Below are 25,448 nucleotides of genomic sequence, written 5' to 3' on the forward strand. Positions count from 1 at the left end.
AATGAGACAGTGAATGAGTGCGCCGGAAAGTTCGAATTCCAAAGCCCCGCCTAGCCTGTTATCCGATAGGGCTAAAGGCGCTGATGGCAATGGTTCGCGGATTCTCGCGAACCTCGAAGGCCGCGTCACGCCGCCTGCGGATAAACCACGCCGGTCAAAAACCCCGCTCGCGCTGGTCGCCTTGCTGGTGACCGCTGCCGGTGGCTGGGGCGCGTGGCATATGCAACAGCGCACGCAGACCGAAGCGGTGGCGTCGGCCACGCCGAACAACGCCGAGAAAGTTGTCGTGCCGGCCTCCGCTGCGGGCGGCGCGCCACAGGTCACCGCGAAAGCTGCGGCGCCGGCTGCCGCGCCATCGCAAGCGGCCACGATCATCGCCGACGACAACGACAGCAAGGCCGCTGCAGCGTCCGCTGCTGCTCCCGCTCCCGCGAACGGTGACGACAGCCGCTTGTCGCGTGCGCTCGCCGCTGGCGCGGAGCCGAGCAACGCGTCCACACCAGTTGCGTCCGCACCGGCCGCATCGGCTGTAGCCGTGCCGTCGGCGAAGCATGGCAAGAATACGACTGCCGTGGCCGGCAATTCGAAGCATGAGACCGCGGCGGCCCAAGGCAAGAAGGACAGTGCGACCGCAAACGCGAGCAACCGTCACGCGAGCGCACCGACCGCAGTTGCGCAGACCAGGAAGCCGCGCGCGTCGAAGAGCGGTAATGAATCGAAAGATGATTCGGATGCCGATCTGTTGGCGGCGCTGGTGGCGCGAACCAAGCCGGCCGACGCGAAAGCGGCCGGCGGTAATGCCGCTACCAAGGTGAGTGCATCGGCTGCCTCAGCCAACGCAAAGCTGGCCGAGCGGGTGAAGGAGTGCGGTCAACGCGGTTTCTTCGAAGACCAGTTGTGCCGCTGGCGCGTATGCGACGGTCATTGGGGCAAAGACCCCGCATGCCCGGGCGCGTCGGCGCAGGCACGCCAACCCTGATATCCCGCAACACGCGTCTTGGTGACGCACTACCGCATCAGGCGCGTCGCTGAATTGATTCAGGTCAATCCAGCGACGTGCTCTGTCTGGCGGCAGTGCATAGCCGCAACGGCTTTCCCGAGCTCGCGGCTCATTTCTGGTGAAGCCGGATGCGCGTGTCATTCGACGCGCATCCGTTCCGCCAGAAAATCGAGCAGCGCGCGCACACGCGCAGGTAGGTGGCCGCCCTGGCCGAGATAGAGCGCGTTGACCGGTTCGCGGTCGCCCGGATTGAATGCTTCGAGCAGCGGCACGAGGCGGCCGGCGGCCAGATCTTCACGCACCTGAAAAACAGCGAGCCGCGCGAGTCCCACACCGGCCAGCACAAGTTGGCGTAGCGTCTCACCGTCGCTGACCTGCGCGTTGCCTTCGACCGGCACGTCGATCCTGTGCTGTTCGCCGTCAAGTAACGGCCAGCCGGTTGTCGCCCTTGCGAAGCCAAAGCCGAGCCGGTTATGCGTGGCCAGATCGGCCGGAGTCCGCGGCGTGCCATGGCGCGCCAGATAGGACGGCGCGCCGACAATCGCCATTTTTGCGTCGCCCAGCTTGCGCGCCACCAGTTGCGAATCCTTCAGCGGACCGCTGCGAAGCGCGATATCGGTGCGCTGTTCCAGCAGGTCGACCACCTGGTCGGTCAACACGATATCGAGTGTGATGTCGGGATGCGCTTCGAGAAACGCCGGCACCAGCGGCAGCAGATAGTGCCGTCCAAGCGGCACGTTCGCATGCATGCGCAGGCGGCCGCGGGGCGTCGCGCCTGTGGCCGCGCCGCGCTCGGTTTCGTCGAGTTCGGCGAGCACGCGCACACCGCGTTCGTAGAACACGCAGCCTTCGGGCGTGAGTTGCAGATTGCGCGTCGAACGGTTCACGAGGCGTGCGCCCAGCCGGGCTTCGAGCCGCGCCACCAGTTTGCTGACCGCGGACGGCGTCATCCCCAGCGCGCGCGCCGCTGCCGAGAAGCCGCCCGTTTCGACCGCACGCACGAACACTTCGAGTTCGCCGGAACGGTTCACATCCAAACGTGCCATCGTGAGTTCAATTCACAGGTGATATGCCACCGGGCAGTCTACCGAAAGCGCTGTCGCGCCGATATCTTTCAGTTACCGCACGGCACGGGCCGTCGCAGCGAAATGCTTTATCGGGAACCTGGCAATGAACGCAACGAAGAAAGTCGCTTTGGTGGTGGGCGCACAGGGCGTGATAGGCCGCAATCTGGTCGATCATCTGGCGACACTCGACAATTGGGAGGTCATTGGCCTCGCACGGCGCGGCGGCACAGCAACGCAACGGGTGCAATACATCGCAGTCGATCTGCTCGATCCTGCTGACAGTCGAGCCAGGTTGCACGCGCTCGATCGTGTCACGCAGGTGTTCTACGCCGCTTACCAGGACCGCCCGAGCTGGTCTGAGCTTGTGCCGCCGAATCTGGCGATGCTGGTCAACGTGATCGACGCGATCGAGCCGGTCGCGGCTGGCTTGCAGCACGTGAGCCTGATGCAGGGTTACAAGGTGTACGGCGGTCATCTCGGCCCGTTCAAGACGCCGGCGCGCGAAGACGATGCGCACTTCATGCCGCCCGAATTCATGTTCGACCAGCAGACGTTTCTCGAGTCGCGGCAACAGGGCAAGCGCTGGAGCTGGTCGGCGATCCGGCCTTCGGTGGTGGGCGGCTTTGCGCTTGGCAATCCGATGAATCTGGCGGTGGCGATCGCCGTGTATGCATCGATGTCGAAAGAGTTCGGCTTGCCGTTGCGCTTTCCCGGCAAACCCGGCGCGTATGACAAGCTGCTCGAAATGACCGACGCCGGTTTGCTTGCGCGCGCAACCGTGTGGGCCGCGACCGAGCCGCGCGCCGCGAATCAGGCGTTCAATATCAACAACGGCGATCTGTTCCGGTGGAACGACCTGTGGCCGAAGATCGCCCGTTATTTCGAACTCGATGTGGCGCCGCCGCTGCCGATGTCGCTCGATACGGTCATGGCCGACAAAGAGCCCTTGTGGAATACGATCGTCACGAAACACGGCTTGCAGGCGGTGCCGTATCGGGACGTCTCATCCTGGCGATTTGCCGATTTCGTTTTCTCGTGGGATTACGACATGTTCGGCGATGGCTCGAAAGCACGCCGCTTCGGTTTTCATGAATTTATCGATACTGAAGCGATGTTTATCGGTATTTTCGATGATCTCAGACGCAGGAAGATGATTCCATGAGTTACGCATTAAACATGACGATTTTATTTGGTTAGATTTACGTCTATGATGGGCTCCTTATTCCCGTGGCATGGCGGTATAAAAAGGAGACATCAGTGAAGCGAATGTTTGTGGCATTGACCTGTGTGGCAAGCGTGGCGGCCATCTCGGCGCTTTCCGCATGTGCTGGGAACAATCTCAATGCGCCAGCCGATCCACCTAAAGTCATTATCGATAGCGACTACAACACACTGAGCGACGACGGCCAACTCGGCGTAATGGCTGCGCAATTGCAGACGCAGGGGTCGCTGAAAGTACTCGGTATTACGGTGGTATCCGGCAATCAATGGCTGAAGCAGGGCGTAGCCGACGCATTGAAATCGGTCGAACGGCTTGGTGTCGAAAATCAGATCGGCGTGTATGCGGGCGCCAATTACGCGCTATCGCACGACTTCGCCACCATTCAGGCCGAACTGAAGCAATTCCCCGGCGGCGACGGTTATCTCGGCGCATGGAATAAACCGGAGCCGAAATCGGACAGCGACCTGGTTGCACCGCCGGACGGCTTCGCCACTCACACCAAAGTGCAGAGCAGGAGCGCGGTTGATTTCATCGTCGATTCGGTCAAGCAGTACCCCGGCGAGGTGACGATCCTGGCCATTGGCCCGTTGACCAACATCGCGCTCGCCACGCGCCAGCATCCCGAGATCGTGCCGTTGATCAAGCAGATCGTCTACATGGGTGGCGCGATCGATGTGCCCGGCAACACGACGCCGACTGCCGAATTCAACTGGTGGTTCGATCCGGAAGCGGCCAAAACGGTGTTGCGTTTGCCGATCAAACAGGTCGTGGTTCCGCTCGACGTCACGGATACGGTGAAGATGGACAAGGCGCTGTACGACCGCGTTGCGCACGATCCCACGAAGCAGACCATCATCACGCAGCTGTTCAAGACTTTGAACGGCTATGGTTTCGACGGCAAGAACGGTTTCGAAACCAATCCGAACTACACGACGAACATCTGGGACACGCTGACGCTGGCATACCTGATGCATCCGTCGTTTGCCACGCAGACGGTGGATGAATGGGTGGATGTGGATATGAGCTTCGGCGCGAATGACGGCAAGTCAACGGGTTATGCCAGTTCGCCGCCGGCGGGTTTGCAGAAGATGACGATCGTCAAACGCTTCGACAATCCGAGCTTTTTCAATTTCTATGCCGATCTGTTGACGCGGCCGGTGCCGGTCACCTTGCCGAACTAACGTACGCGTTTGCAGCGGACCTGCATCGAGCCCGCCTCAGGCGGGATGCAGGCCGCGCAACAACTGGCGGACGCGCGAGAGGTCCTGATCGACGTGTTCGGCTTGCTCGAAGCGTTCTGCGAGCCAGTCGACGAAGGCCCGCACGCGTGGCGATACGCGGCGGTTCTTCACATACGCGACCGAAACCGGCATCGGCACGGGTTTCCATTGCGGCAGCACTTCGCGCAACTGTCCCGAATCGAGGTAGGGCTGCGCGGCGATTCGCGCGGGTTGTATCAGACCCAGGCCTTGCAGACCGCAGGTCAGATAGGCCTGCTCGTCGCTGACTTTGACGAAGCCCTTCACCTTCACGCTTTGCGCTTCGCCATCCACTTCGAAGTCGAAGTCCACCTCGCGACCGGTGTATGGCGACATGCAATTGACCGCGACGTGCCCGTTCAAGTCGCTGAGATTCACCGGCGTGCCGTGACGCGCCAGATAGGCGGGACTGGCGCATGTCACGTGCTCGAGGGTTCCGAGCTGCCGCGCGACCAGGTTTGAATCCGGCAATTCGCCTAGCTGGATACTGCAATCGACTGCTTCGGCTATTAGATCCACCGCGCGGTTGCTGATGCCGATGGCGAGGTCCAGATTAGGGAAGCGCGCGTGGAAGTCCTCCAGCGCCGGCAGGACGATGGTGCTTGCCACGGCGCCTGGCATTTCAATGCGCAGGCGGCCGGTCAGGTTGTCCGTGGCGTGACGCAGGCTCGCTTCCATTTCGTCGATGTCGGCGAGGATTTGCGCACAGCGTTCGTAGTAGGCGGCGCCTTCGGCGGTGACGCTCAGGCGCCGCGTCGTGCGGGCCAATAAGGCAGTGCCCAGAAGTGCTTCCAGGTTCTGAACGATCGTTGTCGCTGTCGCGCGAGGGATGTCGAGCGACTCCGCCGCGCGGGTGAAGCTGTTTGTATCCACGATTCGGATGAATGTTCGCATCGCGGTTATTCTGTCAATCATGGTTTTTCTCCCAATCGGGGTGGGTTTTTTTTGCCTTTGGCGGCGGCATTTGTCTGTGCTTTTTTTGGTGTTGCTATTCCTTGATCTGACTTCTTTGGCCTTTCCTTGATTTCTTTGTGGTCTATTAGCTTTCCCCCTGTGCGGGGGAGCACCTACTTTTCTTTGCCGGCCGCAAAGAAAAGTAGGCAAAAGAAAGCGGCTTCACACCGCAGGTACTAAGCGGGCACCACTGTGATCAACGGGGAGTGGAGGCCACCTGATCGGTGCCAGTGCAGCTTCACGCCCTGGTGACAAGGCAGTCATCCACCCCTTCTCGCGCTACGCGCTCGCCGGCAAGGTACTTCATCCAACCACCCACTACGTTTGGCGTCTGCGTTTTGTGCGGGACGTAGCCCGCCAGTTCACGCGTGCGCGCGCCATTACGCCGGAGTTCTGCTCAACACTGCGATCCAGATCTGCACCTCGCCGAGGCGAAGCCGACGGCTGTCGCCAGGCAAAACCGCAGCGGGCGGTGTGGGATGGACCTTGCCGGCGAGCACGCAGTGCGAGAAGGGGTGGATGACTGCCTTGTCACGAACGGTGGTGGACCACGGTGTGGTCCGCAAGGTTTCCACTACCGGTGGTTGACCGGGGTGCCCGCTTAAGCATTGGCGGTGTAAAGCCGCTTTCTTTTGCCTACTTTTCTTTGCGGCCGGCGCCCCGAAGGAAGTCCCCTTGGGGGACAAAGAAAAGTAGGTGCCGCCCCGCACAGGGGCAACGCTAATAAACCAATAACAAAAGAAAGGTCAAAGAAGCCAGAACAAGAAAACGCCAACGCCGCAGGCGTACAACCGAAAGCGCCGCAAAGGCAAAACAAGAGAGAAAAGCCCACGCCGCAGGCGTAAAAAACCAAACCGCTGCGCGGGCAAAAAACCCTTACTTCCTCAACGAATCCAGATCAATCACAAACCGATACTTAACATCGCTCTTAAGCATCCGCTCGTATGCTTCATTAATCCCTTGCATAGGAATCACCTCAATATCAGAAGTAATCCCGTGCTCGCCGCAGAAATCCAGCATTTCCTGCGTCTCGGCGATTCCGCCGATCAACGACCCGGCCAGGCGGCGACGCTTGAAGATCAGATTGAACACCTGCGGCGACGGATGATCATGCTCAGGAGCCCCAACCAGCGTCATAGTCCCGTCGCGTCGAAGCAAATTCAAAAATGGATTCAAATCATGCGGCGCAGCCACAGTATTCAGAATGAAATCGAAGCTGTTCAGATGCGCTTCCATCTCTTCCGGATTCCGGGAAATGACAACTTCATGCGCGCCAAGCCGCCTGGCATCCTCGATCTTCGACGGCGACGTCGTGAACAACACCACGTGCGCGCCCATCGCTCGGGCCAGCTTCACGCCCATATGACCCAGGCCGCCGAGGCCAACAATCCCGACCTTCTTGCCGGGACCGGCACCCCAAGTCCGCAGCGGCGAATAAGTCGTAATGCCGGCGCACAGCAACGGCGCAACACCCGCCGGGTCGAGATTTTCCGGCACACGTAGCGTGAACGCTTCGTCCACCACCAATTGCGTCGAATAGCCGCCGTACGTGATCTGCCCGTCCACGCGGTCCACGCCGTTATACGTGGCGACAAAACCGTTCTCGCAATACTGTTCGAGACCTTCCTCACAACTCGCACAAGTGCGGCACGAATCGACAAGGCAACCTACGCCGACCAGATCGCCCGCCTTATATTTCGTCACGCCCGCACCCACCGCAGTCACGCGGCCGACGATCTCGTGACCCGGCACGACCGGATAAATCGTGTTCTTCCATTCGTTGCGCGCCTGGTGCAAATCGGAATGACACACGCCGCAAAACAGGACTTCCATCTGCACGTCATGCGCGCGCAGTTCGCGGCGCTGAAATTCGAACGGGGCGAGCGGCGCGGTGGCGTCGGTCGCTGCATAGGCATAAGTCGTGCTCATGGGTAGCTCCAGTAAAGAGGGTAATGGCACAAGGCGCCGGCGATGCATCGTCGCCGATGCGGCCAACCTTGTCACGGACCGGGATCATGGCGCCGGCAGTGGCGGACGAATTCTCCTACTCGGTGAATCGCCAACCGGCCCCGGCGCAGCGCGGAAAAAGATGATCCGGCAGGGTTCCCATAGTAGGGACCGGGAGCGAGCCCGGGAATACCTGAATGTCTTGAAGATTTGCCTAAAACTCCTGGTGAGCAGCGCGGTAGGATGTTTGGTGCTAAATTTCAAGCACTATTCTCTCGTGCGTCACCATATCGTCATGTCCACACGTTCCGCTGAACCCGCATCCGCCAATCCCGATCAGCATCGGCTGGTCGCACTGTTCGAGACGCTGGCGCCCGCCGAGGGCGTTACGCGCTCCAGCGTGGAAGGCGTCAATCTGCTACGCGCCAATCATCCGATGCCACGCAGGCCGGTGCTTTACGAGCCGAGTATCGTGATCGTCTGCCAGGGGCGCAAGCGCGGTTTCATCGGTGAGCAGGAGTTCCAGTACGACGCGCAGCAGTACCTCGTATTGTCGGTGCCGCTGCCGTTCGAATGCGAAACCGAAGCGAGTCCGGAAAAACCGTTCCTCGCGATCTCGGTGCGCGTCGATCTGACCATGGTGGCGGAGTTGCTGATGACGCTGAACGAAGCGCAAGGCGCCGCGCAGAACGAGCCGCTCGGCATTTATTCGACGCCGCTCGATCCGGCCTTGAGCAACGCCGTGCAGCGTCTGATGGAAGCGTTGGCCTCGCCGCTCGATGCGCGCATTCTGGCGCCGGGCGTGGTCCGCGAAATCTGTTACCGCGTGTTGACGGGGGAGCAGGGCGATGCGATTCGCGCGGCGCTGACGCATCAGAATCATTTCGGCCGCATCGCCAAGGCGTTGCGGCGCATTCATGCCGACTATCACGGCCAGCTCGATGTCGAGACGCTAGCCGCTGAAGCGGGCATGAGCCTCGCCGTGTTTCATACGCAGTTCAAGTCCGTGACGTCCACTTCGCCGATGCAGTACGTGAAGACCACGCGCTTGCATCACGCGCGCTTGCTGATGGTGCAGGATGGTTTGAACGCGGGTGCGGCTGCGGCGCGTGTCGGTTACGAAAGCGCGTCGCAATTCAGCCGCGAGTTCAAGCGCCTGTTCGGCTTGAGCCCAGTCGATGAAGTCAAGCGCATGCGTACCGTGCACGATGCGCCGCCGCGCGAGATCAAGCCGGTCGCGAAATACGTGACGGCTGTATAGACGCGCGTTCTCAGGAAGGTTCCGCTGACGGCGCTGCCGGTTCGTGGCAACACACGCAAAGCTTGTTGCCGTCCGGATCGCGAAAGTACGCGCCGTAATAGTGCGCATGATATTGCGGACGCAATCCCGGCGGTCCTTCGCAGGCGCCGCCGTGAGCGAGCGCGACGGCATGCGCGCGATCGACCGTCGCGCGGTCCGTCGCGAGCAGCGCCAGCATGTGACCGTTGCCCACTGCGGCCGGTTGGCCGTCGTAGGGCTTGCCGATCAGAAACAGCGGCCGCGGCCGATCCGCGACCATCCAGCCGGCCCAGCATGCGTCTTCGTCGCGGAACTTCAGCTTCAGACTCAGCGTGTCCATCAGCGCGCTATAAAAGCCGAAAGCGCGCTTGAAGTCGCTCACGCCGACAAATACGTGGGAAAACATGGCTGCCGCTCCTCGGTTGCGTGGGGGCCGCTTCAGACCTTCTTCAGATAAGCGGCCTTCAGCATGAAATTGCCTGCGTCCATCTTGCAGTCCACTTCATGATCGCCGCCGACAAGGCGAATGCTCTTTACCTTGGTGCCCATTTTCAGCGTGATCGACGAGCCTTTCACTTTCAGGTCCTTGATCAGCACCACGGCGTCGCCGTCGGCAAGTGCGTTGCCGTTGGCGTCCTTGACGACGCGTTCGTCGGCATCGTCAGCGGCGGCGGTGCTCGCCATCGGCCATTCGTGAGCGCAATCCGGGCAGACGTAGTTGTCGCCGTCCGGGTACGTGTTTTCCATTGCGCATTGGGGGCAGGCGGGAATTGCGGACATGATTTTCTTTCCAGACCGCGGCGTGCCGCGGATAACTTCGGGGGAGGGCGAGTATACCGCACGTCCGTCCGGATTGGCCCGTTCAACGCGCCGCAGGCTGTTGCAGTGCGCTCAGTCACCCTGAGTGCCCGAACCCGGCTGATTCGCATAGTGCATGCGCTTTTCCTCATACATCAGCAGATCGGCGCGCTGCACACCGGCCTCGAGCCGTTCGCCGCGCCGGCAGGTCGCCGCGCCCATCGAAAAGCTCAGCTGCGAGCCCGGATAAAACTGATTGTTCAGTTTGACCAATTGACGGATCGCATCGATCATCGCGATGCCGCCGCGTTCGTCGGTATCTGGCATCAGAATCGCAAATTCGTCGCCGCCGATGCGCGCGGCATGGAACGGCGTATCCATCGCCTTGGCAAGTACCTCGCCGGCGCGCCGTAGCAGCGCATCGCCGGCGGCGTGGCCGAGTTGATCGTTCACGCGTTTGAGCCCGTTCAGATCGGCCATGATGATCGTCACCGGCCACGGTCCCTTGCGTTCGAGCCGGTTCAGTTCGTCGACATAAAAGGAGCGGTTGCGCAGCTTGGTCAGCACGTCGTGTTTGCCGAGAAATTCCAGGTAGGCCTCGGCCTTTTTGCGCGCCGTGATATCGGTGAGGGCCACCAGCACCAGGTCCCAGTCGCGTTCGTGACCGGGCAGCACCGAAAATTGCAGGTGCACGTGCACCTCGTTGCCTTCGAGCGAATAGTTGAGTACTTCGCGCTGCTGGAATAGCTTGCCGTCCCACAGATCGATCAATTGCTCGCGGAAATGCGGGCGCATGTCGTCGCGGAATACGTCGGGCAGGCGCGCCAGCAGCGTTTTTTTATCCTTCGCCGCGAACATCTCCAGCGTGTGCTGGTTCACGTCGAGCACGTGAATCTCCTGCATGCAGCGCTCGACAAACTCGGGATGCACGTCGGTAAACACGCGAAAATCGCTGATGCCGGCCGCGCGTGCTTCGTCGAGCAAACGCTTGACCGCGCTGAAATCCTCCACCCAGAGCGACACCGGCGAATGTTCGAACAGGCCGCGCACGTACTGTTCGGCAAGCGTCACGCGATGGCGCGCGCCTTCGAGTTCGGTGATGTCTTCGACAGACACGAGCACGCGGTCCCAGCGGTCCTCGTGACCAGGCAGCACGGCACCCTTGAGCAGCACGTCGAGCCGCCGTCCGCCGAGCGTGTAGTTGACCGTCTGGCTTGTGAACTGCGATTGCCCGGCCCACAACTGGCACAGCTCTTCGAGGTGGGTCTTCAGCATGTCGTCGCGAAATACCGAGGCGAGATTGCCGTTGAGCGCCTCGAAGTCGGCGGCTTCGAATTGTGTGAGCGTCTTCTGATTGACCTTGATCACGCGAATGCTGTGTGCGCATTCGCCGACGCGGCGCGGGTCCTCGGCGAAATGCGCGCGCAGATCGGTGACGCCTTGCGCCCGCCAGGTGTCGAACAATGCGTGTACGCCGCTGAAGTCTTCGAGCCAGAGCGAGACGGGCGCGAGTTCGAACATCTCGGAGTCGTCCCCCAAGGGGACTTCCTGCGGGGCGTCGTTGGCGGGCTCTGAGCCGCGCGGGAGAGTATCCAGCATGAGGGTCCCGTGTTCGGAGTTCCGGCTATTTTAAGGCGGCTTGGGGGCAGGTAACAGAAAGGCGCGCCGCGAAGCGCATTTGCGCCGGTCCACACTGGAGAATAACGGCACGATCAGGGCGAACTTTAGGCGGCGGACCTTAGGGCAATGCTGTTCGTGCCGTGTTCGACTCACGGGAGACAGACAACGACCGCCGCGCTCCGTCGCCGTCTCGTGAAGATGCTCCAAGCCATCGGAATGTAGGAGACAAGCAGCCAACTCGTTTTTGGCACATCGTGGACAGCCGTGGCCGTCTAGAATCTTACGCGCTTCGGTAGTCCATTCGTGTCCTGAACGACAGGTGAAGTGTTGCCGCGTCGTTTGACCGAGATAGGTTCCTTCATGACAAACGAGGCCGCGTTCACTCAGCAGCTCCTGAAAGCGATGCTGCACGCGCACTTGTTCGCACTGGAGGCAAGTTACCCCCCGTTACATTACCGCCCGCGGCCACCGACAGAGCCGTCAGCACCTGACGATAGGTGCCGTTCGGCCCCCAATTGGCGTTCAGTTCATCGGCGTGCTGCTGGGCGGCTGCTCGTTGATCCGGCGTCAGATTCGGGTTGTTCGCGGCTGCCTTCGCTGCATCGGCTTCCGCCGCGCGATTCGCCACGAACGTCCCCGCCTGATTGATGAACTGGCTCGTAATGTCGAAGCCGGCCTGGATCTTGTCCTTGTCGAAGATCGGCGCGAGCGCGCCCCCGGTGTTCGACGTGTCGCTATTGATGTTCGCTACCGTTTCGGCCGCAGTCTGTCCCGTCAGTTGCTGCTGCTTCATGCCGTCGGTAATGGTGATGGCGCCGCCACTGATACCGCTCTTCGTCGTCGAATTCGCATCGCCCGACGCGCTGAGGGCTACGGGCGGCGCAACCTGCATTCCGCCATCCCCCTTCGGCAGCGTTGTCCCCGGCACCGGATTCACGTTGTCCGCCGTACCTTTCTGATCCTTGCCGATTTGCCCGCCGACACCGCCCGAAATCCCGACCGACGACGCGTCGTACGATGCATGGTTTTCGATATCGCTATGCGTGAGCGTCGCAGTCGTCAGGCTGTTCACGCCGTCCTGCACGGCTTTGTCGCCACTCGCGATCACGCCCCCCTTGAGATCGGTGTTGCCCTTCACGTCGACCTGGAAACCGCCATCGCCCGCCTTGATGCCAGACTGCTCGCCCACCGCCTCGTAGTCGCTGTGCATCTTCTGCTGGTTGAAGTTTGCCGCCGCGCTCGAGGAACCGCCGTAGCAGAAAGGCGGCACACAGACGCTGACCGATACGCCCGCGCTCTGCTGCTTCGAATCGTAATGGTCCTTGTCCTGCAAGCTTTCGATATTCAGGTTGCCGCCCACATCGGCCACGACCTGCTTACCCGATGCGACGGCCCCCCTGAGATTCGTGTCGCCGCCCGATTGGATCGTCAATGTGTCGCCCGCCGTGACGTGCGTATTGGTCCACGTGGTCGAATCGCCGTCCGCGTGCCCACGATTGCCCGCCACACCCGCATTGAGCGAGAAACCATTTTGCGAACCCACGGTGAATGCAATGCCGACCGACGCGCTCGACCCGCTGCTGGTCGAGTGCTGGTCGCTGGTGTTCTGTGCCGCCTGCAGGTTCACGTTGCCGTCAGCCGCCAGCAGCGCGTTGTTCCCGGCCGAAATCGTGCTGCCGATCACGTTGATATTGCTGTCGGCGCCTGCGCCCGACGCCCCGATCGTGACATTCCGACCTGCCGACAGCGTACTGCCGATAGCCGTGCTCGCCTGGGCTTGCGACTGACTGTCGCTCTTGCTCGCACCGAGCGAAATACTGACCCCGACGCTCGTCGGCGATTGCACCGGATTGCCGCTGGCCGCGCCATCATAGAGGTTCTTCGCCGCCAGTCCCGTGGTGGCCGCTGCCAGTGCCGTCAGACGCGGGTCACCGTTCGTATGTTGCGCTGCTTCCGCCATCTGCCGGCCCGTCTGCACCGTCGCCACAACCGGATTGGTGAATCCGACCGACAAGCCCGCTTGACGGAACTGTTGCTGTTCCGCCTGGCTCATGGTGTCGTAAGCTGAATCGATCGTGACGGTCTTGCCCGCTACGGCGAGATCGTTGCCTGCGTGGAGGAGGCTGCCGGTCGCATGCACGTCATTGCCTGCGCTTACCGTCAGGTTGCCATTGAGCGCACCGATCGCGCTGCCGTTGTTCGTCACGCTGGCGGATTGCTGCTTGTCCGACTGCGAGCGCGAACCAATCGAAACCGACAGACCGCCGTTCGACAGCAGGCCGGACTCCTGCTTGTCGTAGTAGGTGGACGACTGGACCGTATCTTGCGAGGTCTTGATGTTGACATCACGCGTTGCCTGCAACTTAACGTCGTTCGTGCCAACGATGTTGCTGCCCGTCACGTTGATGTCTCGGTTGCTGACAATGTTGACGCCATCGGCCGACACCGTGCTGCCCTGGCTATAGGTCGCCGTCTGGTCAACCCCGCTCGCAACCTTCGAACCGCTCACCACATTGCTGTGGCTGTGCGTTTCGTGCGAGTTGAGTTCGTGCGTCTCGGTTGCCGCGCCGATATTCACATCGCCGGCTGCCAGCAGGTTCGCGTTGCTCTTGTCGAGGCTGATCGTGCTGCCGCTGACCGTGATGTCCTTGCCCGACACAATGTTGACCGTGTCGCCGCCCTTGAGCATCGTGCCGGTCAGCGCCTGGTCCGACGTGTGCAACGTCTCCGCGTAGCTGCCGTGACTATCGCTGCCCGAACTGTTGCTGTTTACCGTCGAAGTCGCACTCGCCGTGCCGAGCGTAACGTTGCCCCTGGCTGCGATCGTCCCACCCTGGCCGAGGTCGATCTGCGCGCCCTTGGCGGTAACGTCCCCGCCGACGCCGATGCTCGATTGCCCGCCGACCTCGACCGAGCTGCCGGCAACCTTGTTGATGTCCGTGTTCGATACGCCGTTCGCCCGCTGCACGATCTTGTGTTCGCCCGACTGGACCGCACCGAGATCCCAGTTACCCCCGACATTCATGCCGAGGTTGCCCCCGACCGACAGGTTGCCCGCGTTTTGCTGGAAGTTGCCGCCCGTGGTGATCGACGCGTCGCCCGCGACGTCCAGTTTCGCGGTCGGCCCGAGCGTCGTCACCACGCTCGTCGCACCATCGCGACTCACCCGCGTGTTCGTCTTCGTCGCCGTATCGAGAATCAGGTCTTTTCCGGCGTCCAGTTGCAGGCTGCCGGCCTTCACATTGGCCGACGTCAGATCGATATTGTTCCCGGCCTTGAGCGACATCAGCCCGCCGCTTTGCAGCGCGCCGAACGCGTTGTCGATCTGCTTGCCCTGAATCGCCAGCGTGTTATCTGCCTTGATCGTGCCGCTGTTCGTGAACGACTGTGCGTTCTGGAAGTCGATGTTCGTCGCGCTGATCAGTGGCCCGTCGATGTTCTGCTGGCTGGCCTTCGCGAGATAGACGACCGGTACCAGCACCGACTGGCCTTCGACCATCCGCGTTTCCATCAGGATTACGTTGCTCGTCAGCTTCGATACCTGATCGGCCGACAGACTTGCCCCGATCGGCAAATCGAGCGATTTCGACAGATCCGCACCGGCCGCCATCAGCGACTGATACATGGTCTGCAGGTCCGCGTATGGGCCAAGCACCGCCTTACCGGTCAGCGCCGTGACTTCGTTGCGCACAAGCTGCTGCTCATAGAAGCCATCGCCGAGCCGCTTCGGAATATGCGTGAGGTCGACGCCGAGCTGACCGAAGAAATAGTCGCTCGAAATGAAATTCTTCTGGTTCGTGAACGCCGGATTCGTCTCGATCACGTAGCTCGCGTTCGGCGCAGTGGTCGGTTTGAACAACCCGCCTTGCGGAATGGTGAGATTGTTCAGCACGTTCAGCGCCGTCGCACTCGCAATGATCGGGTCCACCGGCGCTGGCGTGCCGCCGTGCACGGACGACGCCCCCGATTTCGCACCGCTCGCGTTGCCACTGAGGCCGCCGATTGTCAGGCCCGGAACGGCTTGTCCGGGCAGCAGGCCGAGCGACGGAATCGACGCGTTGCCCGCGGTGTTATTGACGCTGACGCCGGTACCCGAAATCGTGCCGTTCGAACCCAGCGTCGAATCGTAGCCCGGCAGCTTGTAATCCTTGATGTCGGCCGGCGCCGCCTGCGTATAGCCACCGGGACGTCCCGTCACGAACGGCGCGTTGCCGAACGGCAACTGCCAGTTGTATTCGCTGTTGTCGTAGTTGTTGTAGTGATATTGCCCGGAATACGAGACTGCCACGCCCGGCAGTTTCTGGCCGGACGCCGCCCAGCCGTCAGCGTCGTAGTGCAACGGCATCTTGATGTCACCGACCGCGGCGATGTTGCTCCAGTAATTTTGCAGATTGCCGGCCGACGACGCGTCGATGTTCCCGCCCGACACGATCTGGCCTGCCGGACTAATGCCTGCCACGGTCGTCGCCGTCGCGCTGTCCGCATAGTAGGTCGTGTACTGATACGTGCTGTTCCACTGACCACCATGAGGCGGATCGGTATAGACGCCGCCGATGCTGTCCGGATCCTTCACGCCGACCTGGCCCGTGCGGCCGCTGATCGGAATGCCGAACTGCGCGAGCAGTGCCGGATCGATCGAACTGGTCGAGGTCGTCATCACGCGGCGCGTGTTCGTCACCTTGTCGGCGTGCAGTTCCATGTTGCCGCCCGACTGGATCAGCGCTGACGCGTTGTTGACCACCGCCGCATTCGTGTAATTTCCGCCCGCATCCTTGCCGCCTGCCAGCACGACCTTGCCCATCCCGAAGATGGCCGTTTGCGCCATCGTATCGGTGGACGTGGTGTCGTCGCGGTTTTCGATGTCGTGCGCGAGAATCTCGAGTGTACCGTTGCCGTCGGAACCGCCGATCAGCGCGGTCGGGCCGACGTTCGAGATCGTGTTCGTTGCATTGAGCGACGCGCTGGCGCCGACGAGCGCGCCGGTATTGGTCAGATTGGTCGATTGCGTGTGCAGCAGGCCGCCGGCCGTCAATGCGCCCGCGTTGACGATGCTGCCCGCATCGACGCTCAGGTTGTTGACCGATTGCAGGTTCGTGTTGTTCGTGAAGGTGCCGGGCAGCGTGAACGCGAGATCGTGACCGACGTTGAACTGCGTGTCGGGCGACGACGTGTAGTTGCCCTGTCCCCCAAGGGGACTTCCTCCGGGGCGCAGGTTCACGTTCGCGTCGTGCGTTGCGCTATACGTACCGCCGCCTTGCAGCGTGGCTGCCGAGACCGTCAGGTCGTGCGTCGAACTGATCTGACCGTTCGTGTTCGTGATCGCACCAGCCGTGGTCACGTCGACGTCGCCATTCGAATTCGTAACATTGCCGATCGTGCCGCCGCTGTTGTCGAGCGTATTCCCCTGGACGTGCAGCGATGCCCCACTGAGCTGACCGCCTTGCGTGTTGCTGATCGATGCCGCGCTGATCGTTACATCGCCGTTGCCGGTGATGGCGCCCATGCCCGCTACGCCGCCGACATGGCTGTTGGCGATCTGGCTGCCGCCTTGCACCGTCATCTTGCCCGCGCCGAGGTCGACCATGGCGCCGTCCGCGTTATCGATCGAGGCCGACTGAATATCGAGCGTGCTAGTGTCGCCCGCGGTCGATTGTCCGGCCTGGACGTGGCCGCCTCGGTTCGACAGAGCGCCGCCGTTCGTCAACGACAGCGACGCCTCCGAACGCAGCAGGCCCTGTGCGTTGTTCACGTCGCCCGAAATCGTTGCGTTGATGCCGCGCTGCGCGGCGAGAATACCGCTCGCGTTGTTCCAACTGCTCGCATCGACGACCGCTTGTCCCTTCGTCACGATGGTGCCCGATGCGTTGTTCAGCGCACTTGCGCCATTGCTCGGTGCAATCGTCAGCGTACCGGTGCCGGCATGCGTAACGGTGCCGCCCGCATTGTTCAACGCAGCGGGTTTGAGCGTCAGGTCCGTGCTGTTGGTCTGAATCACGCCGGCGGCCGAGTTGTCGAGCGTGCCGCTCACGTTCACGCCCATCGCCGACGCCCCATACTGCGTGATCGTTCCGCCGCGGTTCACGAGGTTCGTGGCCGTCAACGCCAGTTGATTGGTTTCGAGCTTGCCCCCGCTGTTATCCAGCGTCGAGTCGGCGGTGACCGACAGGTTCGGCGCGACAATCGAGCCGCCCTGATTCGTCATCGCGCCTGTGTGGATTGTCGCGTTCGTGCCCGCGCCGATCTGGCCACCGTCATTCGTCAACGTGCCGCTGGTAATGCCAAGGTCCGTATTGGACAGCAGCTTGCCGTTCGCATTGTTCACTGCGCCGCCGACCATGGCCGTCAGCCCGGTTTGACCATTGATCGAGCCCGACGTGTTGTTCAGCGTGCCAGTCTGCGCCACGATGCGCCCGTTGCTCGCGATCGCACCACCCACGTTCGACACCGAACCCGTGCCGCTGCCCAGCGTCAGCGTGCCAGTGCCGGCATGCGTGATCGTGCCGCCGTCATTAACCAGCGAAGCGGGAGCGAGTGCCAGGTCAGTGCTGTTGGACTGCAGCGTGCCGCCGCTGGAATTGTCGAGCGTGCCCGACACGTTGACGCCCATCGCGCCGGTGCCGGTCTGCGTAATCGCGCCGCCATGATTCGCGAGGTCGGTAGCGGTCAACGAGACCTGTTCGGCCTGCACGGTGCCGGCACTGTTGTCGAGCGTCGTTGCGCTGACCGTTGCCGTCTGGCCGGCGATCGTGCCGGTGCTGTTCGTCAGGTGCGCGCCGGCATCGACCGTCACGGCCTGAGCGGCCCTCAGCGCGCCGCCGTTGTTGCCGACCGACTGACCGGCAACGTGAAGATTCGTGCTGGACGTGATCGTGCCGTGGTTGGCGATATGTCCGCCTTGCACGGTCACGTCGCCATTGCCGCCGATCATGCCGCCTTGCGCGCCATCCGACGTCGTGCCCGCCGCGTTGGTCAATTGACCGCTCGTCGTTACCGACAGGCCATCGCCATTGAGCGACGTGATGCGGCCTGCCGTGTTGTCGATCGCGCCCCCGTCGACCGTCGCGTGTCCGGCACTCTGGATCGTGCCTTGATTGTTCGCGACGGTACCGCCACGCAGTGCCATCGTGCTCTCCGACACGAGCACGCCGGACTGGTTTGCGATCTGGTTGGCGGCCGTCACCGACAATGGCCCCTGCGACGACACCTTGCCGCCCTGGTTCGAAACGCTACCGGCAGAAAGCGTCGTGCTGCCGCCGCTCGCCAGGCTGCCGTGATCGTTGACCACCGTGCCCACTGCGTTCGCAGAGACGGCACCCTGGGCGCTCGTCGTCGCATTTGCGAGATTCACGTCGCCGGACGTCGCATTGAGCGAAAGATTACCGTTCGCCGCGGTCTGACTGCCGGCGAGATTCACACTTCCACCTGCCAGCGACGCGTTGCCGCCTGCGACATTCTGACCGGCCGCGGTCAGTTGGCCCGCTGACGTCACGTTCAGATCGCCGCTGCGCGCGACGGAACCGTCGTTGTTCACGCCCGCGCCGAGCGTGCCGGTCGAGTTGACGCTGTCGGCGTTCACCGTCGTATTCTGCTGCGCGGCCAGCGTACCGCTGTTCGTGAGATCGGCGGCCGTGTTCACCGACGCCGATTGCTGGGCGTACGTCGTGCCGCTATTCTGGATGCCGCCCGCAGCCGACAGCGCCAGGTTGCCGCTTGCCGTGGTCTTGCCTGTGAGCACCAGACGACCATCCGACTGCAACGTCAGGTCGCCCGCCTGTGCCGCGATCGTGCCGGCATTCGCCACACCGACGCCTGCGGAGTTGCCGACCAGAAACACCCGGTTCGCGTACATGCCGCCCAATTGCGCCACGTCGATCGCAACTGCCGGTGAAGCGCCATCCCCCTGAATCGGCGTCGCGGCCAGCGTGTCGTGATTGACCTGATTCGCGCCGGCGATCACGTTCAGGTTCTTTGCGTAGATTGCGGCATTGGCCTGCACAGCGCGCGCAATAATATCCGTCTGGTCGACGTTTGACGTATCGAGGCCCGCACCTTGCACGGTCACGAGGCCGCGATTCACATTGAAGCCCGTCAGCGAGCCGTCCGCGCCAAACTGCGGCACGCCCGTTGTAAGGACTGCGCGTGAGGTATTGATGAACCCGCCACCATCCACGACGATACCGGCGGGATTGGCCAGCACGATCTCCGCGCGGCTTCCCGCGATCTCGACATACCCCTTGATCTGGCTGGCCGCCGTACTGTTGACCTGGTTGACAATGATGCGCGCCGCCTGCCCCGCACTCAGATTCGGGTTGCCGTTGATATAACCCGCTTGCTGCGTATTGACGATCGTCGGCGAGTTGTTGAGGATCGCGCCGTTCTTCTGAACGTCGAACTGGTTGTAGGTGTTCAGCGAAACGCCCGCGCCGCCCGGCTTGTTGATGTTCACTTGTGGCAAGCCGTTAGGTGTCTGAACCACCGAGGGGGCGTTCGGCCCCGCTCCCACGATCTGCGCACGCGCCCACATCGGCATGGCGCCAGCGGCAATCAATGCGCCGAATGCGACGAGACGCAAAGCGAACTGCGTTACCATATGCCAACCGCCGCGATTGACGGTACGCCGCGTTTCGCTCGTGCTTGCTTTCCCCGCTGCGCTGGCTGTTTCTTCCACCGCAACCAGCATACCGCGCACGCGGCTGAATACCAGCCGGTATTGGTTTTTATTCATGATCTTGTTCTACTCGCGATTTTCGTTCGATCCGCTCTCACGGCCTCGAACATCGCATTAAATCGAAACGAAACGTCGAAAGGCAGCGTCAAAGAGTGTCAATCGTTGCCGCGGCGCGGACGGCCGGGACAGTTCAATTGCATCGCACTCCTACCGACACCATGGCCAGGCCATCCCGATTTCTTGGGCGAAGCAACGTATTTCGCACGCTGCAAATATCGACAGTATTGTTTGCTGCAATTCGGCGAATGGTACCTCAATCACCATCTCAAAATTTCTGACAGAATTACGAGGTAGCGTCCCCGACGTCTATGGCGTCGCTCCTTCGCACTAAACCTAACCTCCCGTCAAAAAACGCGTCCAGGTCATGAAGCCATCCCTGCTGGTTCTGATTCCTTTGAACGAAGCGAGCCGCGCCAGTGTCGAGGCCGCCTTCGATGTCATCTACGCTCCCGATTCCACCCAGCGCGCCGTCGCGATCGCCCAGCGCGGCGACATGGTCCGCGCCGTGCTCACCAATGGGACGACCGGTCTGACGGCGGCTGAAATCGATCAGATGCCGCAACTCGAATTTGTCAGCGCGCTTGGCGCCGGCTTCGAAAATCTCGCTATCGACCACGCCCGCTCGCGCGATATCGTGCTCGTCAATGGCGCCGGCACCAACGATCATTGCGTGGCCGATCACGCCTTCGCCTTGCTGCTGGCGGTGGTGCGCGACGTGCCGCAACTCGATCGGGCCACTCGCGATGGCATCTGGCGCGACGCGTTGCCGATGCATCCGAATGTCTCCGGCAAGCGGCTCGGCATCGTCGGGCTCGGCAACATCGGCGAGAAGGTCGCGCGGCGCGGCGCCGGTTTCGACATGGAAATCGGCTATCACAACCGCAAGCCGCGCAAAGGCGCGCCGCTGAACTATTTCGACAGCGTTGAGAGTCTCGCGCAGTGGTGCGATTTTCTGGTGGTGGCGACGCCCGGCGGCGCAGGTACGCATCATCTGATCGGCAAGACGGTGCTGCAGGCGCTTGGGGCCAACGGCTTCGTGGTCAACGTATCGCGCGGCAGCGTGGTGGACACGGCCGCATTAGCCGAGGCGCTGACCGTAGGGACGATTGCCGGCGCGGCGCTCGATGTCTACGAGGGCGAACCGCATCCGCCCGAGGCGTTGCTGGCACTGCGCAATGTGGTGTTGACGCCGCATGTGGGCGGTCGCTCGCCGGAGGCGATCACCGCCTCGGTAGACAATTTTCTGGCCAACGCGAAACGGCATTTTGCGGGCGAAGCGGTATTGACGCCGATCTGACGCCGCGCCCAGCGCTTCGCATACACAGGTTTTTCATCAAGAGGATCGACTCGCATGGCAACGCATACCGCCACTATCGAATGGCACAGCAACGGCAGCAAGTTCACAGACAACCGTTATAGCCGCGCGCATCAATGGCAGTTCGATGGCGGGGCGGTGGTGCCCGCATCGAGTTCGCCGCATGTGGTGCGCGTGCCGTTTTCCGACCCGGCCGCCGTCGATCCCGAGGAGGCTTATGTTGCGGCGCTGTCGAGCTGTCACATGCTGTGGTTTTTGTCGATCGCGGCGGGCGAGGGCTATGTCGTCGCGGCGTATCGCGACGAAGCCGTCGGCACGCTGGCGAAGAACGACGCCGGCAAGGAAGTGATGACGCGTGTCGTGCTTCGGCCGCAAATCGTGTTTGGCGGCGACAGACAGCCTACCGCTGCGCAACTCGAACATCTGCACCATGCCGCACACGAGTCGTGTTATCTGGCGAACTCGGTGAAGACGGTTGTCGAAGTCGAGAGCGGTGGGACGCACCCGGCTGCTGCTGTCAGCTAACTGCCCAGGCGCGCGCCCACACGTACCCACGCCGGTACGTGCGCAGGTACCGGCGCACGTACCGACGCACGTACCGACGCACGTACCCACCCCCGTACCCACCCCCGTACCCACCCCCGTACCCACGCACCTACCTGCGCGCTTATCCGCACGCGCCGATTTCGCCGCAGGCGGTGCAAAAATCGCAACCGTCCTTGCGAATCACGGCATTCGCACCGCACGAACCGCATTTGCGTCCGAGCATGGTGTGCAGCGCCGGCGAGCCGGCGGATTCCGTGGAGGCTCCTTCAGCCTCGCCTGGATGAGGACGTAGGCCGAAATCCGCCGCCAGCGCGATTTCGGCCTTCATCTGCCCGCGCGGCAGGCGTGCGAGCATCCGCGACGGCACTTGATTGCCTTCGGCGTCGAGGAACCCGCGCCGGTGCAGGATCTGCTGGATCGCAAAGGCGAGCGCCGCGACTTCCGAATCGTGCCAACGCGGCGTGCGATGACCGTCGAGCCGTTGCACCTCGCCGAGCCGCACCTGCCCGCGATCCCACGAGACCTTGCGCATGTCCTGCAAGTTACGCGCGACAAAACCGCCACGCGCCGCGAGCGACAGCGAGCGCATCGTCGCGGTGATCCATTGCTGCGACTCGTCGCGCTGACCGGTCGGAATGAAGAACTCGATAGGGCGTTCGATCGTGACGTCTTCGCCGCCGAGCCGCCCGGTCACTTCGATGAACGATACCGCCACGTACAGCGACTTTTTGCCGGCCTGCGTCAGATACTCGACTTTTTCGATGATCGCCGGCAACTCGCCCTTGGGCCGATGATCGATTGCGATGCGCAGCGGATCGAGATCGGTCTCGGCAAGCGTGTCGTCCACTTGCTGCGGGCTCACGCTGAGCACCGCACCGAGCGTTTCGTTGGGCCGGTAAGTGGCGAGGCCCTTGAGTCCGCCTTTCCACGCGTCGAAATAAAGGCTTTCGAACGCTTCGAACGGATAGTCCGCCGGCACGTTCACGGTCTTCGAGATCGACGTATCCACGTAGGGCTGCACGGCTGCCATCATGTCGAGATGATCGTGCGCCGACATTTCGAGCGCACTGACAAAGTAGTCCGGCAACGCATTGACATCGCCGCCGAGTTCGCGATAGAGCCGGTACGCGTAGTCTTCGACGTCGAACGATTCGCGGCCGCCGTCGGCCATCACCTTCATGCGCGTGTAGGTCCACGAGAAGGCCGGCTCGATGCCGTTCGACGCGTTGTCCGCGAACGCGAGACTGACCGTGCCGGTGGGCGCGATCGACAGCAGATGGCTGTTGCGGATGCCGTCGCGGCGGATGGCTTCCTGGATGTCGTCGGGCAAGCGCGACGCGAACGTGCCAGCTTCCAGATAGCGCTCGGCGTCGAATAGCGGAAACGCGCCGCGTTCGCGCGCGAGTTCCACCGACGCCTGATAGGCCTCGTCGCGCATCAGCCGCGCGATGCGCACTGCGAAATCGCGTCCTTCCTGCGAGTTGTAGCGCAGGCCGAGCATCACCAGCGTATCGCCGAGTCCGGTGAAGCCCACGCCGATGCGCCGCTTGGCGCGCGACTCGTCGTATTGCTGCGGCAGCGGCCACAGCGTGACGTCGAGCACGTTGTCGAGAAAGCGCACTTGCGTGCGCGTGATCTGGGCGAGCCCGTCCCAATCGAAGGAAGGCTTGCGGCCTTTCATTTGCGCGAACGGATCGATCACGAAGCGCGTGAGATTCAACGGCCCCAGATTGCAGCAGCCGTATGCCGGCAGCGGCTGTTCGCCGCACGGATTGGTGGCGCGGATGGTTTCGAGCGCGCGTAGATTGTTGTCCTCGTTCATGCGCGACATGAATACGATGCCCGGCTCCGCAATATCGTAGGTGGAACGCATGATGCGATCCCAGATTTCGCGGGCGGGTTTTTCGCTGTAGACCCACAGGCCGTCGCCGCGTTGCCGCACGTCGCCGGCGGCCCGCAGCGCGGGTGACGGATCGGCGCGATGGACGAGTTGCCAGGGTTGATCTTCTTCGACTGCGCGCATGAATTCGTCGGTGACCGCGACCGACACATTGAAGTTGTTCCAGCGGCCTTTCGAATGTTTGGCTTCGATGAATTCGAGCAGGTCGGGGTGATTGCAGTCCAGCACCGCCATCTGGGCGCCGCGCCGCGAGCCGGCGCTTTCAACGGTGCGGCACGACGCATCGAACACGTCGATATAGCTGCACGGACCTGACGCCGACGAACTGGTGGTGTGAACGCGCGCGCCTTTGGGCCGGATCGCGGAGAAGTTATAACCGACGCCGCCGCCGCGGCGCATCGTTTCAGCGGCCTGCAGCAATGCGACATAGATGCCGGGAAGACCTTGTTCGTCGACACCTTGAATCGAGTCGCCGACCGGCTGCACGAAACAATTGATGAGGGTGGCGGCGATGCCGGTTCCCGCCGCGCTCATGATGCGGCCGGCGCCGAGCGCGCCGTGACGCAGATTGTCGACGAAGCGTGCTTCCACCGATTCGCGCAGCGCTTCCGGTTCGGCCTGAGCGACGCCGCGGGCAACGCGTTTGAACACGTCGTCAGCCGATTGTTCGTCGCCTTTCGCGTATTTCTCGAGCAGAACGTCGAGGGAGAATTGTTGCGGTGCAACCAGCTGTGCGGCGGGAGCCGCTGCCACGCGAGTTTCCGGGGTGTCTTCTGCCATGGTGTGGCCTCTAACGGCGCCGCGAAGCGGGCGGCGCGGTGGGTGGGAGAGCGGACTACTATAGCGTGACGCTTGGGACTGCCACAGTGACATGACGCAATGTGGCCCACATTAACGCAGGCGGCATGCGCGGCGCAAGGGCGCAATTGGATGGCGCTGCCTTGTGCTGTTTACCCTCCCGGCGGGTTTGTTTATGTGCCGGCGGTGTCGGGCTTTGCTCGGGTTTTTTGCCTTCGCGGCGCTGGTTGTTTGTATGCTTGCGGCGGTGGCATGCTTTTGTGCTTTTTCGGCGTTAGCCGTTCTTTTTTATATTGGTTTATTGGCGTTGCCCCTGTGCGGACGGCATCAACTTTTCTTTGTGCCCCAAGAGGACTTCCTTTTGCTCTCAAGGCAAGGCTGGGAAAGGAAAGGCAACGCCGCAGGCGCGCAGACATAAAGCGCCGCGCGCAGAGAACCACCAGTAAAACAGATCAGAAAAACAGAAAAGAGAAAACGTCAGACCTCATCAGCGAGAGCGCACAACACCTCGGCTGAAATCATTGCGGAAGCATTGGAAGGCGCCGGCCGCTCAGCCGGTTTAAAAACAGCGTCGCCGCGACGAATTTTCCGCCGCGACACAGCGCAGGTGCCGGAAGTATGCGCCGACCGCCGGCGCCACCGCTGCTCACCGTAGTGGCAGCGCCCCGGCTCGACCCAACGGATCACCAGCGTCGTGTCGGAGCGCTCGAGAATCTCGATGCGTGCGCCATTGGCACCGTCAAGGGGGATGGACTCTATGGTCATCGTGGTCGGCTCCGTGTTGTGGTGTGCCGAATGTAGTCTCGTGCGCGTCGGATAGCCATTGTGCCGCGGTTGAAACACTGTTCTCCAATTAGCAACAATGAAACTTGACATTCGTACTTACCCGGAATCACGGGGCTTTACGGGCGTGATCGAGTCAGATCTTTCTGTAGCGCGGATTTTTGCAACGCAGTGTTGTCCGCAACGCGACGAGAGGAGCCGTCTGTAGAGGGCGCCGGCGCTTCCTTTAAGA

General features: G+C 62.1%; 16 protein-coding genes. 7 read left to right on the top strand and 9 right to left on the bottom strand.

The window, feature by feature from the left end; all coding sequences use genetic code 11:
- The first annotated feature begins 13 nt into the window (after positions 1-13).
- On the top strand, positions 14-979 hold the full coding sequence (locus AC07WT_RS28580) for a hypothetical protein (protein WP_494949525.1): 966 nt from the start codon (positions 14-16) through the stop codon (positions 977-979).
- A gap of 158 nt (positions 980-1,137) precedes the next feature.
- Here AC07WT_RS28580 and AC07WT_RS28585 read toward each other — a convergent pair whose 3' ends face one another.
- On the bottom strand, positions 1,138-2,046 hold the full coding sequence (locus AC07WT_RS28585; protein WP_494949526.1) for a LysR family transcriptional regulator: 909 nt from the start codon (positions 2,044-2,046) through the stop codon (positions 1,138-1,140).
- A 124-nt stretch (positions 2,047-2,170) separates the two neighbouring features.
- On the opposite strand from AC07WT_RS28585, the gene AC07WT_RS28590 reads away from it, so the two are divergent.
- Complete coding sequence (locus AC07WT_RS28590) at positions 2,171-3,229, top strand: SDR family oxidoreductase (RefSeq protein ID WP_494949527.1); 1,059 nt, start codon at positions 2,171-2,173, stop codon at positions 3,227-3,229.
- Positions 3,230-3,324: 95 nt separating this feature from the next.
- A complete protein-coding gene (locus AC07WT_RS28595; protein ID WP_494949528.1) occupies positions 3,325-4,470 on the top strand; it encodes a nucleoside hydrolase in 1,146 nt (381 codons plus the stop codon).
- A gap of 36 nt (positions 4,471-4,506) precedes the next feature.
- Here the strand turns inward: AC07WT_RS28595 and AC07WT_RS28600 are convergent, their stop codons facing one another.
- Positions 4,507-5,463 carry a LysR family transcriptional regulator gene (locus tag AC07WT_RS28600; RefSeq protein WP_494949529.1) on the bottom strand — a complete coding sequence of 319 codons (957 nt, stop codon included), beginning with the start codon at positions 5,461-5,463 and terminating at the stop codon, positions 4,507-4,509.
- Positions 5,464-6,378: 915 nt separating this feature from the next.
- A complete protein-coding gene (locus AC07WT_RS28605; protein WP_494949530.1) occupies positions 6,379-7,431 on the bottom strand; it encodes an NAD(P)-dependent alcohol dehydrogenase in 1,053 nt (350 codons plus the stop codon).
- A 313-nt stretch (positions 7,432-7,744) separates the two neighbouring features.
- Between AC07WT_RS28605 and AC07WT_RS28610 the strand changes: the two genes are divergently transcribed.
- Positions 7,745-8,710 carry an AraC family transcriptional regulator gene (locus tag AC07WT_RS28610; RefSeq protein ID WP_494949531.1) on the top strand — a complete coding sequence of 322 codons (966 nt, stop codon included), beginning with the start codon at positions 7,745-7,747 and terminating at the stop codon, positions 8,708-8,710.
- A gap of 10 nt (positions 8,711-8,720) precedes the next feature.
- Here the strand turns inward: AC07WT_RS28610 and AC07WT_RS28615 are convergent, their stop codons facing one another.
- The 4 genes from AC07WT_RS28615 to AC07WT_RS28630 all read right to left on the bottom strand — a co-directional run bounded on the left by AC07WT_RS28615 (position 8,721) and on the right by AC07WT_RS28630 (position 19,871).
- Positions 8,721-9,134, bottom strand: a complete 414-nt coding sequence (locus tag AC07WT_RS28615; RefSeq protein WP_494949532.1) for a VOC family protein — start codon at positions 9,132-9,134, stop codon at positions 8,721-8,723.
- A 32-nt stretch (positions 9,135-9,166) separates the two neighbouring features.
- Complete coding sequence (locus tag AC07WT_RS28620; protein ID WP_492594335.1) at positions 9,167-9,508, bottom strand: zinc ribbon domain-containing protein YjdM; 342 nt, start codon at positions 9,506-9,508, stop codon at positions 9,167-9,169.
- Between the two features lie 111 nt (positions 9,509-9,619).
- Positions 9,620-11,125: a sensor domain-containing diguanylate cyclase gene (locus AC07WT_RS28625; protein ID WP_494949533.1), complete on the bottom strand. Its 1,506-nt coding sequence runs from the start codon at positions 11,123-11,125 to the stop codon at positions 9,620-9,622.
- A gap of 400 nt (positions 11,126-11,525) precedes the next feature.
- Positions 11,526-19,871: a hemagglutinin repeat-containing protein gene (locus tag AC07WT_RS28630; protein WP_494949534.1), complete on the bottom strand. Its 8,346-nt coding sequence runs from the start codon at positions 19,869-19,871 to the stop codon at positions 11,526-11,528.
- 367 nt (positions 19,872-20,238) lie between these two features.
- Here AC07WT_RS28630 and AC07WT_RS28635 point away from each other — a divergent pair, with 367 nt between their 5' ends.
- Together AC07WT_RS28635 and AC07WT_RS28640 are read left to right on the top strand one after the other, a co-directional pair.
- Positions 20,239-21,171 carry a 2-hydroxyacid dehydrogenase gene (locus AC07WT_RS28635; protein ID WP_494949535.1) on the top strand — a complete coding sequence of 311 codons (933 nt, stop codon included), beginning with the start codon at positions 20,239-20,241 and terminating at the stop codon, positions 21,169-21,171.
- Between the two features lie 54 nt (positions 21,172-21,225).
- Positions 21,226-21,714, top strand: coding sequence for an OsmC family protein (locus AC07WT_RS28640; RefSeq protein ID WP_494949536.1), 489 nt, complete (start codon positions 21,226-21,228; stop codon positions 21,712-21,714).
- A 142-nt stretch (positions 21,715-21,856) separates the two neighbouring features.
- Here the strand turns inward: AC07WT_RS28640 and AC07WT_RS28645 are convergent, their stop codons facing one another.
- Positions 21,857-24,415, bottom strand: coding sequence for an adenosylcobalamin-dependent ribonucleoside-diphosphate reductase (locus tag AC07WT_RS28645; protein ID WP_494949537.1), 2,559 nt, complete (start codon positions 24,413-24,415; stop codon positions 21,857-21,859).
- Between the two features lie 163 nt (positions 24,416-24,578).
- Here AC07WT_RS28645 and AC07WT_RS28650 point away from each other — a divergent pair, with 163 nt between their 5' ends.
- Entirely contained in the window at positions 24,579-24,851 is a 273-nt protein-coding gene (locus AC07WT_RS28650; protein WP_494949538.1) for a hypothetical protein, read from the top strand.
- A gap of 59 nt (positions 24,852-24,910) precedes the next feature.
- Here AC07WT_RS28650 and AC07WT_RS28655 read toward each other — a convergent pair whose 3' ends face one another.
- A complete protein-coding gene (locus tag AC07WT_RS28655; protein WP_494949539.1) occupies positions 24,911-25,198 on the bottom strand; it encodes a DUF3331 domain-containing protein in 288 nt (95 codons plus the stop codon).
- Positions 25,199-25,448 lie beyond the last annotated feature (250 nt).

It is taken from the genome of Paraburkholderia sp. GW821-FHT02A12, assembly GCF_059422005.1.

Bases quoted from the DNA above. Each gene is read 5' to 3' on its own strand.
- AC07WT_RS28610 (WP_494949531.1), top strand. From the start codon at position 7,745: ATGTCCACACGTTCCGCTGAACCCGCATCCGCCAATCCCGATCAGCAT.
- AC07WT_RS28580 (WP_494949525.1), top strand. From the start codon at position 14: ATGAGTGCGCCGGAAAGTTCGAATTCCAAAGCCCCGCCTAGCCTGTTA.
- AC07WT_RS28630 (WP_494949534.1), bottom strand. From the start codon at position 19,871: ATGAATAAAAACCAATACCGGCTGGTATTCAGCCGCGTGCGCGGTATG.
- AC07WT_RS28615 (WP_494949532.1), bottom strand. From the start codon at position 9,134: ATGTTTTCCCACGTATTTGTCGGCGTGAGCGACTTCAAGCGCGCTTTC.
- AC07WT_RS28585 (WP_494949526.1), bottom strand. From the start codon at position 2,046: ATGGCACGTTTGGATGTGAACCGTTCCGGCGAACTCGAAGTGTTCGTG.
- AC07WT_RS28645 (WP_494949537.1), bottom strand. From the start codon at position 24,415: ATGGCAGAAGACACCCCGGAAACTCGCGTGGCAGCGGCTCCCGCCGCA.
- AC07WT_RS28640 (WP_494949536.1), top strand. From the start codon at position 21,226: ATGGCAACGCATACCGCCACTATCGAATGGCACAGCAACGGCAGCAAG.
- AC07WT_RS28590 (WP_494949527.1), top strand. From the start codon at position 2,171: ATGAACGCAACGAAGAAAGTCGCTTTGGTGGTGGGCGCACAGGGCGTG.
- AC07WT_RS28600 (WP_494949529.1), bottom strand. From the start codon at position 5,463: ATGATTGACAGAATAACCGCGATGCGAACATTCATCCGAATCGTGGAT.
- AC07WT_RS28655 (WP_494949539.1), bottom strand. From the start codon at position 25,198: ATGACCATAGAGTCCATCCCCCTTGACGGTGCCAATGGCGCACGCATC.
- AC07WT_RS28605 (WP_494949530.1), bottom strand. From the start codon at position 7,431: ATGAGCACGACTTATGCCTATGCAGCGACCGACGCCACCGCGCCGCTC.
- AC07WT_RS28625 (WP_494949533.1), bottom strand. From the start codon at position 11,125: ATGCTGGATACTCTCCCGCGCGGCTCAGAGCCCGCCAACGACGCCCCG.
- AC07WT_RS28635 (WP_494949535.1), top strand. From the start codon at position 20,239: ATGAAGCCATCCCTGCTGGTTCTGATTCCTTTGAACGAAGCGAGCCGC.
- AC07WT_RS28620 (WP_492594335.1), bottom strand. From the start codon at position 9,508: ATGTCCGCAATTCCCGCCTGCCCCCAATGCGCAATGGAAAACACGTAC.